This is a genomic window from Qipengyuania sp. JB2-7 (genome assembly GCF_055693485.1).
In genome coordinates, this window is the sequence record NZ_CM146335.1 from 1141105 (window position 1) to 1156548 (window position 15444).

General features: G+C 57.6%; 17 protein-coding genes. 7 read left to right on the forward strand and 10 right to left on the reverse strand.

All coding sequences use genetic code 11. The features are described from left to right. Positions 1–267: 267 nt before the first annotated feature. Positions 268–1224 carry a UDP-glucuronic acid decarboxylase family protein gene (locus ACZ1GM_RS05630; protein WP_472678157.1) on the forward strand — a complete coding sequence of 319 codons (957 nt, stop codon included), beginning with the start codon at positions 268–270 and terminating at the stop codon, positions 1222–1224. Here ACZ1GM_RS05630 and ACZ1GM_RS05635 read toward each other — a convergent pair. After that, entirely contained in the window at positions 1221–2102 is an 882-nt protein-coding gene (locus tag ACZ1GM_RS05635) for a hypothetical protein (RefSeq protein ID WP_472678158.1), read from the reverse strand. The genes ACZ1GM_RS05630 and ACZ1GM_RS05635 overlap by 4 nt on opposite strands. A 169-nt stretch (positions 2103–2271) precedes the next feature. Between ACZ1GM_RS05635 and ACZ1GM_RS05640 the strand changes: the two genes are divergently transcribed. Continuing rightward, entirely contained in the window at positions 2272–3309 is a 1038-nt protein-coding gene (locus ACZ1GM_RS05640; protein ID WP_472678507.1) for a cell wall hydrolase, read from the forward strand. A gap of 16 nt (positions 3310–3325) precedes the next feature. On the opposite strand, the gene ACZ1GM_RS05645 is transcribed toward ACZ1GM_RS05640, so the two are convergent. The 7 genes from ACZ1GM_RS05645 to ACZ1GM_RS05675 all read right to left on the reverse strand — a co-directional run bounded on the left by ACZ1GM_RS05645 (position 3326) and on the right by ACZ1GM_RS05675 (position 8753). Continuing rightward, positions 3326–3853 carry a CAP domain-containing protein gene (locus ACZ1GM_RS05645; protein WP_472678159.1) on the reverse strand — a complete coding sequence of 176 codons (528 nt, stop codon included), beginning with the start codon at positions 3851–3853 and terminating at the stop codon, positions 3326–3328. A gap of 79 nt (positions 3854–3932) precedes the next feature. Then, positions 3933–4649 carry a L,D-transpeptidase gene (locus tag ACZ1GM_RS05650; protein ID WP_472678160.1) on the reverse strand — a complete coding sequence of 239 codons (717 nt, stop codon included), beginning with the start codon at positions 4647–4649 and terminating at the stop codon, positions 3933–3935. 8 nt (positions 4650–4657) lie between these two features. Beyond that, positions 4658–5392 carry a PEPxxWA-CTERM sorting domain-containing protein gene (locus tag ACZ1GM_RS05655; RefSeq protein ID WP_472678161.1) on the reverse strand — a complete coding sequence of 245 codons (735 nt, stop codon included), beginning with the start codon at positions 5390–5392 and terminating at the stop codon, positions 4658–4660. A 345-nt stretch (positions 5393–5737) separates the two neighbouring features. Next, positions 5738–6754, reverse strand: coding sequence for a CsgG/HfaB family protein (locus ACZ1GM_RS05660; protein WP_472678162.1), 1017 nt, complete (start codon positions 6752–6754; stop codon positions 5738–5740). A gap of 100 nt (positions 6755–6854) precedes the next feature. Then, positions 6855–7556, reverse strand: a complete 702-nt coding sequence (locus tag ACZ1GM_RS05665; RefSeq protein WP_472678508.1) for a hypothetical protein — start codon at positions 7554–7556, stop codon at positions 6855–6857. Continuing rightward, positions 7538–8314, reverse strand: coding sequence for a CshA/CshB family fibrillar adhesin-related protein (locus ACZ1GM_RS05670; protein WP_472678163.1), 777 nt, complete (start codon positions 8312–8314; stop codon positions 7538–7540). Before ACZ1GM_RS05670 ends, ACZ1GM_RS05665 begins: the two co-directional genes overlap by 19 nt. After that, positions 8298–8753 carry a hypothetical protein gene (locus tag ACZ1GM_RS05675; RefSeq protein ID WP_472678164.1) on the reverse strand — a complete coding sequence of 152 codons (456 nt, stop codon included), beginning with the start codon at positions 8751–8753 and terminating at the stop codon, positions 8298–8300. Before ACZ1GM_RS05675 ends, ACZ1GM_RS05670 begins: the two co-directional genes overlap by 17 nt. A 334-nt stretch (positions 8754–9087) precedes the next feature. On the opposite strand from ACZ1GM_RS05675, the gene thiC reads away from it, so the two are divergent. From thiC to ACZ1GM_RS05690, 3 genes are all read left to right on the forward strand, one after another. Continuing rightward, entirely contained in the window at positions 9088–11001 is a 1914-nt protein-coding gene (gene thiC / locus ACZ1GM_RS05680) for a phosphomethylpyrimidine synthase ThiC (RefSeq protein WP_472678165.1), read from the forward strand. Beyond that, on the forward strand, positions 10998–11468 hold the full coding sequence (locus ACZ1GM_RS05685) for a RidA family protein (protein WP_472678166.1): 471 nt from the start codon (positions 10998–11000) through the stop codon (positions 11466–11468). Before thiC ends, ACZ1GM_RS05685 begins: the two co-directional genes overlap by 4 nt. 101 nt (positions 11469–11569) lie before the next feature. Further along, a complete protein-coding gene (locus tag ACZ1GM_RS05690; RefSeq protein WP_472678167.1) occupies positions 11570–12016 on the forward strand; it encodes a PaaI family thioesterase in 447 nt (148 codons plus the stop codon). Positions 12017–12035: 19 nt separating this feature from the next. On the opposite strand, the gene ACZ1GM_RS05695 is transcribed toward ACZ1GM_RS05690, so the two are convergent. Continuing rightward, entirely contained in the window at positions 12036–12494 is a 459-nt protein-coding gene (locus tag ACZ1GM_RS05695; RefSeq protein ID WP_472678168.1) for a YaiI/YqxD family protein, read from the reverse strand. 130 nt (positions 12495–12624) lie between these two features. Here ACZ1GM_RS05695 and ACZ1GM_RS05700 point away from each other — a divergent pair, with 130 nt between their 5' ends. Together ACZ1GM_RS05700 and ACZ1GM_RS05705 are read left to right on the forward strand one after the other, a co-directional pair. Beyond that, positions 12625–13590, forward strand: coding sequence for a hypothetical protein (locus ACZ1GM_RS05700; protein WP_472678169.1), 966 nt, complete (start codon positions 12625–12627; stop codon positions 13588–13590). A gap of 282 nt (positions 13591–13872) precedes the next feature. Beyond that, complete coding sequence (locus ACZ1GM_RS05705) at positions 13873–14226, forward strand: HPF/RaiA family ribosome-associated protein (protein WP_472678170.1); 354 nt, start codon at positions 13873–13875, stop codon at positions 14224–14226. Between the two features lie 56 nt (positions 14227–14282). Here the strand turns inward: ACZ1GM_RS05705 and ACZ1GM_RS05710 are convergent, their stop codons facing one another. Next, positions 14283–15356 (reverse strand): FAD-binding domain-containing protein, encoded by a 1074-nt coding sequence (locus tag ACZ1GM_RS05710; RefSeq protein WP_472678171.1) that lies wholly within the window; start codon positions 15354–15356, stop codon positions 14283–14285. Positions 15357–15444: the final 88 nt, after the last annotated feature.

Below are 15444 nucleotides of genomic sequence, written 5' to 3' on the forward strand. Positions count from 1 at the left end.
TCTGTCCCGCTTTGGCACGATAGTTCGCTGCTACCGTGATTTCTCGCCCGACGCAAAGGTTGCGCACGCTCACAGCTCTGTCGCTCCCCTGTCGATATAGCCGGTTATTGGCAAATCCTGTCTGAACGGGATCAATCTCGGGCTTGAATTCACGAAGTTTAACTTTTGACCATCGGCTGTTTCATGGTGTGACCGGATGTCGATTTGTCTTGAAGCTGCTGGCCCCGGCGATACAAGGCGCAGCGAATATTCAGGAACGGATGGGTTATGTCGCGGGACTATTTTTCTAATCGCAGGGTGCTGGTCACTGGCGGTGCAGGCTTTGTTGGCTCTCACTTGATTGATCGCTTGATCGCGGCGGGCGACGAGGTGCTTTGCGTCGACAACCTGTTTACGGGTGCCAAAGCGAACATCGCGCATTTGCACGACAATCCGCGTTTTGAATTTATGCGTCATGACATCTGCTTTCCGTTATTTGTTGAAGTGGACGCGATTTACAATCTCGCATGCCCAGCATCACCGGTGCACTATCAGCACGATCCCGTCCAAACGACCAAGGTATCGGTCATGGGCTCCATCAATATGCTGGGACTGGCCAAGCGTACGGGTGTGCCGATCCTTCAAGCCTCGACCAGTGAGGTTTACGGAGACCCGGAGCAGCATCCCCAGCGTGAAGAATATTGGGGCAATGTGAACCCGATTGGCCTGCGCAGCTGTTATGACGAGGGTAAGCGCTGCGCCGAGACACTGTTCTTTGACTATCACCGCCAGCATAACCTCGACATCAAAGTCGCACGTATTTTCAACACATATGGCCCGCGCATGCACCCTGCCGATGGCCGCGTGGTGTCGAACTTTGTAATGCAGGCGCTTAGCTGTGAAGACATCACGATTTACGGTGACGGATCGCAGACACGCAGCTTCTGCTATGTCGATGATTTGGTGGAAGGCCTGATCCGACTGATGGAATCGCGCGACGGCTTCACCGGCCCGTGTAACCTCGGGAACCCGGTCGAGTTCACTATCCGTGAGCTGGCCGAGCTTGTTCTGGAAATGGTTGGCTCAAAATCCAAGCTGATTGAGCAGCCCTTGCCATCGGATGACCCTACCCAGCGCAAGCCTGACATCTCGTTGGCGAAGAAAGAGCTGGATTGGGAGCCTTCAGTGCCTCTGCGTGATGGCCTGGAGAAAACCATCGCTTATTTCCGCAAGCTGAAGAACTAGCTTCCCGTTTCTGAATTTGCGGACGGCGTTCTCTCAGCGTCAGTTGTCGGCTCAAACCCATCGCGATAATCGATCTGGGCGCTGGCTCGCAGATCTGACAATAGCTCATCAACTGAGCGATTGAGCTGGCGTTCTCTTACAATCCGTTCCGCAAGCGGGCGGGCGTCGGCCCCTGCGACAGGGGCGCTGCGTGCTTCTCGCAAGACGGCGATGGCCAATCGTGATCCTTCGGGTAGCAGGAACGGCCTGCCACCACGCATTTTCAAGATCGAATCAAGCTTATCCTCAGAAATACTTAGTGAATCCAATTCAATAGAGCCGCGATTGAAGGGGATATCGAGCCTCTTGAGACGTTCAGAAACGGCCTCAAGCGACTGCGCATTCTCGAGCGGTTGCAGTTCACGCCGATCAGAGGGAACATCGAAGACGATCCGTTCCAATGTCAGCAATCGGCGGTTAGCAAATAGCGGCGCGTTGTCTTTGATGAACTGATCCACTTCCACCTGATCTGCTGCGCCGAGCGATTGTTCGGCCTGTTCGCGCAGCAATTGAGCAAGCAAGGCGTCGCGCAACTGCCGTTCTCGGAGAAGGAAATAGCTTGTTTGGTCGATCCCCTCATTACGCGCGGCCTGCGCCATCAGGCGGCGGTCGATAATGCGCTCCAGAGCAAGTTTCTGCCCGTCCGCTTCGCCGATACCGTCGGGTAACTGCATACCGCGCAGTTCGGCATTGACCTCGGCAAAGGTAATCTCGTCACCGTTGATATTCGCAGCGACTTGGCCACCGACCGCATCGCTGCACGCGGCGAGAGCCAGCGGAGCGACAAGACCCAGCAGAAGCCGCGCACGGGAGTTCAAGATATTGTGATGTTTGGGCAAAATCGTCTCTTTTGGCGGCTTTGTGCGATGCTAGGTTGAGTTAATCTGATAGCTGGTAAGCAATCCAGAAAATTTGTGCCATTCCTGAGACCAAAGGTGAAGGGTGTGGACGTAAATTCGCGGTAAATCTAAACGGCACCCAGCAGATACGGAATCTCAAGTGGCCACTATGCAGCGCGTGCGCAAACGCGACATTGCTGTTTTTCTGATCGTCCTAGCCATTATTGGCCTGGCGCTCGGTCGGTGGTGGATGACGTATAGCGAGGCGACTTCATCGAGATCTGTCGACGGAATTTCCAGCGATATTGAAGGAGGGAGCCAGCGCGTTATTCTCCCTGAAATCGGACAGCAGTCTTACAAACCACTGAGCGAAACAGAGGCGTTTGTGGAGAACGCGCAGCTCCCTTTCTCCAACACACCGATTGAAGAGGCGCGGCCCTATGCCATGCCGGATAGGCCGGATATGCCTTTTGCGCGTCGTTCCGCCATCGAGTGCCTTACCGCCGCGGTTTATTACGAGGCGGGTTTTGAGCCGACAGCAGGAAAACGTGCCGTGGCTCAGGTCATTTTGAACAGGGCCCGGCATCCAGCCTTTCCAAACTCTGTATGTGCGGTTGTGTATCAGGGGTCTGAAAGACGTACCGGATGCCAGTTCACCTTCACATGCGATGGCAGTTTGGCGCGGCAGCCGGCCCCGGCAGCGTGGGCAGCGGCGCGGCAGGTTGCGACCGGGGCATTGTCCGGCACGGTAGAACCGAGTGTGGGGATGGCAACGCATTACCATGCGGATTATGTGGTGCCGTATTGGGCATCATCGCTGAACAAGATCACCAAGCATGGCAGCCATTATTTTTACCGTTGGAAGGGGAATTGGGGCCTTCGCCGCGCCTTTACGCAAGCGGTCGTTGCTGACGCACTGGCCCCTGGAATGACGCCGCCGGGCGAGGGCGTGGATGAAGAGATCGGCGATTTGCTGGCGACAACCACGGCAGCGACAGAGGTTGCGCCGCCATCGAACATCTTTGCCGATGAGAACGCGGGTAGCTTGATTCAGGGCGAGTTATCACCGGGCCTGGGTGGTGGAGGCGCCGATGTTGCGCAGGGTGCCGTCGCCACTACGGAGAACGCTTCGCCATCGAGGATCGAGGCCGATCGCTCGGCTGGCACGTTGGTTGTTGATGAGAGAATTGGCGAGATACGCCAGTAAGTTCATCTAGCTAGATCTAGAGCGGCTTGCGTCCGATGACATTTCCGGGCCGTTTGTACCGGCAGACCAGAATTTCTTCTGCACCTTTGTCACTGACGGCACAGCCAACCTCTCGTGTCTTGCGCCAGATCACCTGCGTATAGTGGCTTACATCCGCGACATTACCGGTGGTGCTGTTGTGGGGAAAGGTGCCGGTTTTGAAGTACCGTTTCTCTGCCAGCCACAGACCAACCATCGATTCCGCCGAATATGCGCCAGCGGTCCCGCCCCAGATATTCTCGCCTTCGAATGGCTGCCCGGGCACGTTGGGCGAATGCTTAAATTGTCCGGTGGCTGATAGGTGATCCGCCCATTGTTGAGCGCCCTTGGCCAGATCGTCATTCCAGCGCATGTTTGGGACACCCATGATAGCGCGTTCGTGATTGTGACTTGCCAACATTCGGCCTTCCAGATCAGATACACGACTTTGCGCGCCGGGCAGCAACGCCAATGCGCCGGCCAAAACGCCGAGCTTGCCAATTTTTGAGAAAGCTGTGTTGCGCATCGTATCCATCTCGAACCTGAGACAGACATGCGCATACGCAACCTAAAACGCGGTGCAGGAACAGGCTTAATCGCTTTGCTTAAAACGGGTTAAGCATCATTGGAAAGAACGGGATTATGCGGCAGACGAAATAAGACGCCTTGGTCTTTTCCGGATCAGACCGGACAATTTCAACCACGTCATTTTTCTCGGCAGCTTCGAACAGAAGACGAGCAAATTCGAGCGGCAAACCTATACAGCCATGCGTCGCGCGGTTGGCGGCCATCGGGCTGCCGTGCAGCGCCACGCCATCATTTGTGATGAACAATGAATAGGGCATGGGCGCATCGTAACTGCGTGAATGATAATCACGAACGCGGCGCATGATTGGGAAAGATCCCGTCGGCGAGGCTTTCTCTTTCGCGCCATAGACGATCACGGCTGTGCCAATCTCGTGACCATCACGAAACACCGAAACCATCTGCCGGGTCAGGTCGACCCAGATGGTAAGATCGCCTTCGGTAACCCCCTCATCCAACCACATATATTGCCCGTGGCTGAGCGTGCCGGGAGTATTGAGCACTGATTTCACGTCTGCGGGAAGCAGTTTGCCTGCTGCCGCTACGTCCGCTTCCTCTTGAGACAGGACGCTGCGCCGACGATCTTCGTTTGCAGTAGTTTCAGTTGAAGGCGCCTCTTGCGCCGAGGCGAAAGCGTGCTTGAAGCCAAGCGTGTCAGCGAGCGAAGGCGCTGCGAGAAAGGTTGCGCCCACTGCGCCAATTGTCAGAATGCCGAGGAGAAACGAGCGCTCGCGCATCGTCCGCCTTATTGACCCAGGATGCGGGCTGTCGCATTTGAGCCAAGCCTGCGTCGGCGCATCGCACCACCGATAGCGCCAAAGCCGAGGATCATCATCATCCAGGTGCCGGGTTCAGGAACCGCTGACATTACACCGCCAGAAGAAGAGCCCCCAGTGGACGTTCCGCCGCCGGTTGAACCGCCAGTCGATCCACCGCTTGAGCCCCCACTAGAGCCAGTACCACCGGTGCTGCCGCCAGACGAACTGCCGCCAGAACTTGATGCCACTGCGCCGCTAGAACCGCCTGATGACCCGCCAATTGGAATGATCAGGCCGCCGGGCGTGCCAAAACCGCTGGTCGCGGGTGCTGGCAATGTCGCGGAAGCTGGCGAGCTTGCGATATCGCTGATCGGGCGTGCCGTGCCGGGGATCGCTTGAGGCCCAATTGGGCCTTGTGCGAGTTTCTCGATATCTTCCTCAGGCGGGGTATCGAACACCTTGCCAAGCGCGCGCTGCTCAGGAGTTACTTTCTCGCCCAGCGCCAGAGCCGTACCTTTGCCCTTGCCCTTAAGTGGGGCGGTTGCACCACGTGCACCGGGGGAACGATCAACGAACTGTTTCAGAGCATCGCTGCCTTGCGCGATAGCTGTAGAAACGGCTGATTGCGGAAACATAGCGAGCGAAGCAGGCACAGCTAATACCGCTGCGAACAGCGGCAATGCCCACTTCATACGTGCTTTGTTAGACCCGTTGTTAATCATTATTCCTAATTCTGATAACCGATGTTTTCTGAACAGGCTTAGAACGTGACCAAGCCACTTACTCAAGTGCAATTAGATCGATTTTGCTTGTTTTTACAAAGCCGTTAACCAAATAAATCCCGGAAATGCGACGAACCGAGCCAATCGGAGCATGGCCGCTTGGTCAACGAATGCATAAGCATTAGCGTTAACCATATTTGTTAACTGTGACCATGCCGAGGCTACTTATCTGACGACTTTGCCGAGCGCGTGCGAATAGCATTCCGCTTAGGATGAGTTGTGCGAAAAAAGAGGCCGCCCTCTGCAGGGCGACCTCCTGATTGGTCCAGTAATTGAAGGTAGGTGTCAGAAGCCCACTTTGTTAAGCCCAGCCAATTTCCCATCAACAAACGTCCCGGTTATGAAGCTGTCCGAGTTTGCATCGGTCCGCCACAGATAGGTCGCTGAGTTGGTTGTGAAGGCTTCGCGATCGCCAGCGAAACCAACAATCGCATTGACGTCATCTACGCTCATACCTGGTTCGATGCGATTGAACGCGTCTCGCGAAATCCCATAGCCGGTTTGTGCCGGGGCCGAGGCGGCGACGACCTCACCCTCTGCAAGCGGCGCAGCATCGCTTGGGTTTACAGGAAGGCCGCCCAGCTGATCGACCATGTCGCGATACGCCTCCAGATATGCGAGCACGATTACCTGACCGATCTGCGTGTTTTCATAGCCCGAGCCGCTGATGGCAGCCAGCGTACCACCAAAAATGCCGCCACCGCGACCGCCGAACGAAACGTCTGACTTGCGGGCATAGCCTTCTGTGATGCGTTCCAGTTCGGTCGTACGCGAATTCACAAGTGTCAGAGTGACGTTCGCCTCTTTCTTATTGACCTTAACGCCGCCCAGAATGCCGCCGAAAGCGCGGCGGCCCAATGCACCGGCGAGCGCGCCGCCAATGCCGCCACCGCCAGAGCGCTTGTTGCGCCCGACCAGGTCAGGAATGACGAAATAGTCAGCGGCCTTGACCTGGCCCCGCCCAATGTTTGATCCGCGTTGCAATTCACCGCTATCAGCCAGATCACGCTCCAGCCCGCGCATTTCCAGGCCGCGTCCGCGATCCACGATGCTGAAGCATCCCGACTTCGCCACGAAAACTTTGATCAATGCCTCTGGGTTCGGGAGGTCATAAGCCCGCCACCAACGGTTTTCCGGTTCATCAATCGCGATAGTGCCAAGCTTTTGGCGGCAAACGGGGATTTCCTGCATCCCCTGCTCTTGCGCCTTGCGGCCAGAGGACTTGCCTTGCGCAGCCGCTGGCACGCTCGTGAGTACTGTCGCAACCGCAGTCGCGGCCATCATCAATCCAAAAAGTCGCATGATTTCCCCAATTCCCAATAGCAAACCATTGAAGCTTAGACCTAAAGAGCACTTTGCGAAAGCCAGTGATTGGAAAAAGACGACTATCTGTTGATCAAATTTACTCGAGCCTCATTCGATATGTGATCGTGAAGCCTGGATGATCTGCACCATTGGAGGCGTTTAACGAGCCTGTTGGTTCGATAAGAATCCCGGTCACATTCCCATCATAGGAGCCGCTGGGTGAGTAGGAGTAGGGTGCGGCGCCAACTGGCTGGTCTGAAAAGCTGACCATTGTGTTTGGATCGAATGCGTTGAGCCCACTCGCTGTGGCACCTTCTGTAAGTGTAATTCCGGTCGAAACGTCATATTCGACTTGTGGCGGGATGATGTCAGTCAGATCGAGCGTGTCGACATCAACGGGTGCGTCGCCCTCATTTCGGACGCTGATCGTATACTCAATGATTGCGCCAGGGATTGCCTTGTGATTGCTTGCCTCGAAATCGTTGGTGATGACGGAAGATGATTTTTCAACCACGAGCACAGCGTTTGCTGGGCTTTTTGTGTTGGTCAGGACACATGTCACGACATCGCCAATGGCAAGTTGTAACTCGGCAATCGCGACCGAACTTGGCAAGGGCGTGGCGGACGATGGGTTTGCGTTTGTGCATACTGTATTGGCGTTATAAAAATTTAGATCAGTGGTGCCTATGGCAAACTCGCGCACGCGGAGCTGATTGCCGGGCGTGACTTCGATCTGGTCAACTATGTTATTGGAAAGCGTCGATCCGCTGCCTGTAGTGTCTAATGTGGCAAGATTGATCGCGGTACCGTCCGGTCACGAACACGCAGGCGGAACTGATCGGTATCAAATCTGCGTCCACCCGATCCCAGAGCCTTGCGATAAGTAATATGTGGCAGAGGTGTATTCGTGAAAATGCAATCGACCGCATCGCCGAATTGCAGTGAGCCAAAATTGTAATCAGTCGTAGCAACCGCAGTCGGAAGAGGCGTACTCGATCCAGTATTGTCGTTTGTGCAGGTCAGCAGCGATTGATAGCTCGTCAGCGCACTGTTGCTTCCCGTCGCCATGCTTTCGCGCACCCGCAGCGGAATGCCAGATGCAGTCGTCAGAACTGCCGCATCAAATGGGCCGAGGCCGGTGCCACTGGTAGACCCGGTCGCGAAAACCGTGCCGGTGGATTGAGACTCGATAGAAAAATCGAATTGATCGCTCGGATCCAGGCGGACACCTCCGATCTGTTTCGAAAGCGTGATCGATGCAAAGCGCAAGGCAAACATCATTCCCTGCAGGCCCGCGCCGTTCATGGTTGCGGTCACCGTCGTTGGGCTGTTCGATCCGATGATGTGCGCGCCGACGCGGCCGCTTTGGCCACCGCCATCGCTGCGAAAGGTTGTCGTCCCTTCTCCGCTTGGGATCGGCAACTGGCTGCCGCTGATCGGTGGAACTTCGTCGAGCAACTCCCACGCGCCGCCATTGGTTGTGAATTCGAGAAATTCGGCATTATCAGTCGATTCCGCATCAGCAGCAACGAACGCATATTCAGTAACGGCGGCCACACCTTGGTGGCGGGGTCACCGCTATATTGGAGAATGTGAATGTGACCGTCGCACCCGAATTGACCATGTACAGGATCGGGCGACCGGGAATGCCGAGAAATGCACTATTGCCGACAGCCGCGCCGGTCCAGCTTGGTGCGGTTATGGCATTCGCTCCACTGGCGGTGTTGGTCGTGGTGTTCAACGTGAAGCTGAGCACCGTGCCATCAGTAAGCGTGATTGAGAAATTCTGTCCTGCTGCCGTGCGTGCTTGCGCATCGTTGTAATTGGCCATGTCGATCCAGCAATAGGTCGGCCATGAAGGAGGGGCCGTGCCGCCACTGCTGGCGGCGCCGCAATTGGTGGTTTGTGCAGATGCTGAATGCGCGAGGAAAAACCCGCTGAGCAGCATCGCTGTCAGTCGCCAGAAAGCCGCAATGTTAGCGCGGGCGAATTGCATCTTTCCCCAACCTGAAAACACTCGCGCACGCATAGGAAACCAGCGTTGAATAGTGGTTAATGCAGTTTAACCCGCGCGTTACGTAATGATGCTGGACGCGAGAGGCCTTGCCGCCTATCAATAATCCCATCCCCGGGGAGCTAGCTTATTTGGCTGAGAGGGGCGCGTTGCAGCGCTCGACCCGTTGAACCTGATCCGGCAGTTTGTTTGCCGCCGAAAAGTGGGAACCGGTTTTCGGCTCTTCGGCAAGCGAGCAAGCAAAAACCGGCGTAGGGAGCGGATGGCTTTTGGCCTGAAGTTCCCTTTCGACATTGAAAGAGAGAGAACGAGAGACATGGCCGACATCAATTCCCCCGTAGAGATTGGCGTAACCGCAGGCCCCATTCGCGGCAGCCGCAAGGTTTATGTTGGAGCCCGCACGGGCAGCGGCGTGCGCGTGGCCATGCGCGAAATTGATCTCGAGGGGGATGAGCCGAGTGTGCGCGTTTACGACACCTCCGGCCCCTACACAGACCCAGAAGCGAATATCGATATCAATGCAGGCCTGCCAGCGCTGCGCAGTGACTGGATCACTTCACGCGGCGATGTTGAGGAATACGCCGCGCGCGAGGTAAAGCCAGAGGATAACGGCCAGCTTGGCCCGGATCGCAGCGGCGGCGTTGCACAATTCCCAAACGTGGTGAGGCGCCCCTTGCGCGCAAAAGCGGGCCAGAACGTCAGCCAGATGCACTATGCCCGCAAAGGCATAATTACCCCCGAAATGGAGTATGTTGCGGAGCGCGAAAACCTCGGTCGCGAGATGGCCGCAGACCTGATCGCCGCCAATCGGGCCGGTGCGCTGAGCTGGGGCGCGCAGATACCCGATGTCATCACGCCAGAATTCGTCCGCGATGAGGTCGCGCGTGGTCGCGCAATTATCCCGAACAACATCAATCATCCGGAAAGCGAACCGATGGCTATCGGGCGCAATTTCCTGGTCAAGATCAACGCCAATATCGGCAATTCAGCCGTTGCATCGGACGTCGCCACCGAGGTTGACAAGATGGTGTGGGCCACCCGCTGGGGCGCCGACACGATCATGGACCTCAGCACCGGGCGTAACATTCATGACACGCGCGAATGGATCATCCGCAACTCCGCCGTGCCGGTCGGCACCGTCCCGATTTATCAGGCGCTGGAGAAAGTCGGCGGCGTCGCCGAAGACCTGACGTGGGAGATTTTCCGCGATACCCTGATCGAACAGGCGGAGCAGGGCGTCGACTATTTCACCATCCACGCCGGGGTTCGCCTGCCCTATGTGCCGATGGCGGCAAACCGTGTGACCGGCATCGTATCTCGCGGCGGCAGCATCATGGCGAAATGGTGCCTCGCGCATCACAAGGAGAGCTTCCTCTACGAACATTTCGACGACATCACCGAGATCATGAAGGCCTATGACATCGCCTATTCACTTGGCGACGGCCTGCGCCCCGGCTCCATCGCCGATGCCAATGACGAGGCGCAATTTGCCGAGCTTTACACTCTGGGCGAGCTGACGCACCGTGCCTGGAAACATGACGTGCAGGTGATGATCGAGGGGCCGGGTCACGTGCCCATGCACAAGATCAAGGAGAATATGGACAAGCAGCTGGAGGTGTGCGGCGAGGCCCCGTTCTACACGCTCGGCCCGCTCGTCACCGATATTGCGCCGGGATATGACCACATCACCAGCGGCATCGGCGCGGCGCAGATCGGCTGGTACGGCACAGCGATGCTCTGCTACGTGACGCCCAAAGAACACCTCGGCCTGCCCGACCGCGACGATGTGAAGGTTGGCGTGGTGACCTACAAGCTCGCCGCTCACGCCGCCGACCTCGCCAAAGGGCATCCAGCGGCGAAGGTACGCGATGATGCCCTGTCAAAAGCGCGCTTTGAGTTCCGCTGGCGTGATCAGTTCAACCTGTCGCTCGATCCCGATACGGCGGAGGATTACCACGACCAGACGCTCCCGGCAGAGGGTGCGAAGACCGCGCATTTCTGCTCCATGTGCGGCCCGAAATTCTGCTCGATGCAGATCAGCCAAGAAGTCCGCGATTTCGCCGCCAAGCAGAACGAAAGCCCCGAAACCTTCCTCGCCGCCGAGAAACTGGGCGCGGACACCGCCGAGGCGAGCAAGCAGGCGGCGCTCAAGGGCATGGAAGAGATGAGCGAGAAGTATAGGGACATGGGGCAGAAACTGTATCTGCCTGAAGGGGAGAAGGCAGAGTGAAACATCACATCACATCAATCGCAGCGACCCTCGCGTTTCTCGCCGCGCCAGTTGCCGCAAATGACCACGCGTCGACACAAGCTGCCGAGCCAGAATACCGCCCGCTTGCCGCTGGCAATTTCCCGTTATCAGAAGCGGTGCAAGTCGGCGATATTCTCTATCTGTCGGGGCAACTGGGGCTGAGGAAAGACGGACGCGGTATAGTGGAAGGCGGCATCGAACCCGAAGCACGCCGAACGATGGACCGGATTGGTGAGACGTTGGCCAAGTATGAGCTTACGCATGACGCCATTTTCAAATGTACCGTATGGCTTGCTGATATGCAGGATTTCGGCGCATTCAACGCGGTCTATAGCGAATATTTCAAACCGGGGCGTTACCCGGCCCGTTCCGCGATGTCGGTGAAGGGCCTGGCTGCGGGCGCTCTGGTAGAGGTCGAATGCATGGCCTGGAACCCGCAGGATTGATCAGCGCGGCGTTAAGCGGGGCTGACTCATGAATGGGATGCAAAGGCGGCCAGAAAGTGCGAACTTTGGCGCTGAGACCTTTGTAATTATCGGAGAGCGAAATGGAATCGCATAAGCCGGAGAAGCAGCCCTACCGCGTTCCCTTTGTTGAACGCACCGGGATGCAATATCTTGTCAAGGAGCGCGGCTTTGCGAGGCTCCTCATGCCGCTTGAGCCGAACGCCAATCACGTAGCGGTGATGTATTTAGGCGCATTCACCGTACTGGCAGAAGCCACGGCGGCAAATCCCGGCATCTCCGTTATCGATACGGAAAAGTACTTTCCGATCGTCAAGGACATCGCCGTTGATTTTCACCGCATGGCAAAGAGCGATGTGGTGGCCGAATATCGACTGTCAGAAGACCAGATTTCCGGCATCCTCGCCGATTTGGAGCGCAAGGGCAGTGCGACCTATCTCGCTGAGGTGCCCATGCACGATGATGACGGCGTGCTGGTGGCCACCGGGCGAGTGACGATAAAACTGCTAAGTCACAGCTGGAAGGGGTAATATCTGGTCTGCGTTCTGTTTACCGACTCAGCTTCACCAGCACCCGGTCCAGTTCTTGCAAAAACCGTGACCGATCTGCCTTGCTAAATGGCGGAGGGCCTCCGCCAATCCCGTCCATCCCGGCGCGCAAATCTTCCATAATTGCGCGGGTTGCAATCGCGCTGCCAATGCTCGCCGCGTCAAACCGTTTGCCATTATGCGCCATCACCGCTGCGCCTGCTCTCAGGCATCGTTCGGCGAGCAAGATGTCTGCGGTGATCACGACACTTTTTGCGTCCGCATTCTCCGCGATCCAATCGTCCGCTGCGTCGAAGCCGTCGCTCACCACAACCCGCTTGACCCGCTCGCTCACCGGCACGCGAAAGGGCGAATTGCTGACCACGCGAACATGTGCGCCGTGCCGTTCGGCCACGCGATAAATCTCGTCCTTCACCGGACAGGCATCGGCATCGACCAGTATTGTGGCTGGGCTGGGCATCCCGATGTCGTAGCCGCGACCGCCCCCTGAAGCCAGCAAAGGCGATCTAGACCCAGCCTTTCCGACTTGCCTCCATCCCTTCAATTCAATAGCTTGCTAGCACACAACAACGCTTCGGGGGTGGCAAACAATGTTCAATAAGAAACAGGTCATGTGGGTTGTGGCGGCATCGGGATTTGCGGCCACGCCAGCAGCGGCGCAATATATGCCGCATCTCGACCCCAACACCTACATTCTCGCCACAATGAATTACGGCAATGGCGCGAATACCTGTATGACGGGTAGCCCGCCGCCAGATGATGAGATCGCCGAGGCGCGGGGGCCTGCGCCAGGCGTCATGCAGACCTATTTCAACGCCGCGCAAAATGACGGTGCGCTGAGCGCGTCATTCCGCAAGTCGAAGAAGTCGCAATGGACGCATGGCGACACGACCGTGTCCCATGATCAGATTGATGCGCAGCGCGATCCGCTGGCCGCGCCGGGCAACGTGCTGGAGGCGGAGCCGCTGCGGTTCTTTCGCGCGGGCGATTTTAACTCCGCCCACGGCCAATGGGCGGTGATGGATGCGGGCGGGGCGGTCGTTGGCGTTTACGATGCGCAGTTCCGGCGCAAGCGCGGCGAGTGGATGCTGCATGCCCTCACAGTGCTGGATGCGGACGCGAAGGTAACGCCAGCGATGCAATATTGCTCTGAACCCGGTGATGTGACGGAGTATAAGGTTGAAACCGCTGATGAGCAGATCGAAAACCTGAAAGAGGTGGTTGAGAAAAATACGCGCAGGCTGGTCCGCGATGAGGCGCGGCTGGCAGAGGCGCGGGAGCGGTTGGCCGAGAGCCCCAATCGCACGCGATATCGCGAGGCGGTGCGGCGCGAACGGCTGAACCTGGAACGACGTCAGGCGAAACTGGCGGACCTGATGGAGACCGTTGAAGATGCGCAGGAGTTTCAGACGAAGTCCAAGCGCGATGTTGCCGAGATCGCGGCGATGACGGTGCCGGTAACTGAGGCTGGGCGGTTGCGCGGCTTTGAGACCACTACAGAGATAGAGGCGGCGGAGGAAAAGGCAGCTGAGGAGGCTGAAGCAACAGGCGGCTGAGCCGCCTCGCGTCTGGTCTGGAGCGGCGGCTTTCCTACTCCCCAACAATCTGGCTTATCCCGATGGATGAGCTGGATTTCGCATAGGTTTTTGGGGTGCCGGAGGGGTCGTGCGCTTCTGCGGCCTTTTACCCCCTATACCGTGTTCCACGTGTTCCATCCGGTTGGGTTTGCGGGCGGCGAAATCCTGCATCTGTCCTACACGAATTCGCTGGAAGATTGGGTGATGCGTACCCATATCATGCGAGACGGGGGACCTTATGAGAGAGGAGCATTTCCCCTAATGACCCAAACACCCTCCGATATGCAATTTCAGTTCAACTCCGACAGTTCCGTGATGGGTACGGCGAACGTCGCCGAACGGATCGAAGCCTCTGTGCGACAGAAGCTTGCACGGTTTGAGGATCGCCTGACCCGGCTGGAGGTGCATGTCTCTGATGAGAATGCGCGCAAGGGCGGCGATGATGACAAGACCTGCATGATTGAGGCGCGGCCCCGTGGTGATAAACCGATTGGCGTGACTGAGCATGCGGCGGACGTCGATACTGCGGCGCGCAAGGCGGCGAATACGATGGCTCAACGGCTTGAGCGCGTTCTCGAGCCGGGCGGACAAGCATCGCCACGATCCGCGCCCTGACAAGGTAATGTGAGCGCACGCGATGTACGGGATCTGGCGTGCAGCTGAATGTGCAGTCAGGCGCCGAGGATGCTGGCCTCACGCATCGCGCGCTCCATCTGCTTTTTGACACCGAAGAACCCGGCCTTGGCATGCGGCCAGGTCGCCCGGTCGAGATCAGAGACCAGCGTGATGACCCGACCTTGCTCAGCCAGCGGAGCGATTTGCGGCCACAGCGCGTCGCGCGTCCACCCGGTCGGCAGATAGGGTATGGCCAAGTGCTCCACGTCGGCTTGGCCGAGGATGGCGTCGAGACCGGTCTCAGGCGTCCAAGGCAGCGCCGGACAGCCGAAGTCGCTTGCGGCGGCTTGCATGCCAGACTCAACCGCGCCTCTCGCAAATCGAGCGGCGGCGTCGCTGATCTCAACAGGACTGCGCGCCTCTGGCCGCGCTGCTCCGATTACAAGCGCCGGTGCGCTTGGCAAGTTGAGCGGAAGATGACTCGCGGCCTCATCATGCAGCAGCAATGCGAATGGCTGAGCAAAAGCATCTTCGCTCGGCACGGCAGGCAGGTTGAGCGTTTGTCGGGCATGCTCTTCCGCCTCGATGAGCGGCTCGGGTTCGATAGCGAGACCTTCCGCTGCCAACGGACCGTGCGGGTGGTCGGCAGTGAAGCGCGTTATGTTCTCCGCACTCGCAGCATAGTTCTTGCCCTTGGTGTGAAGCCCCGCCACCCAGCGCCAGCTCAGCGTGTTCGACGCCGCATCGCCATCGAGCAGATGGCGCAGGAAGAAATCGGCGCCCAGATGCCAATCTAGTTTTAGTGTGAACATCCAGATGCTCGCGAACCACATGCGCGCGTGATTGTGAAGGTAGCCGGTCTCAACCAATTCTTGTGCCCAATAATCGAACGCCTCGATGCCGGTGCGACCTGAAGTTGCCTCATTATAGGCTTTGTGCAGGCCGGCATTGCCTTCCGTTGTCGCAATGGCTTCATCGCGCCCTTCGCAAAAGGCACGCCATACGCTGGGGCACTGCTCGAGATAGCCTTTGAAATAGACCCGCCAAAACACCTCGCTGATAAATTTATCAGCAGATTGGGTCGAATGCTTGCCCAGAATCTGCTTCAGAACTTTGGTTTCGTCGATCACACCAGCGTGCAACCAGGGGGATAGCAGCGAAACGTTTTGGCGCTCCTGACCGTTGTCGTGATTGCGGGTAGCGGTGTAATGTCTTCCC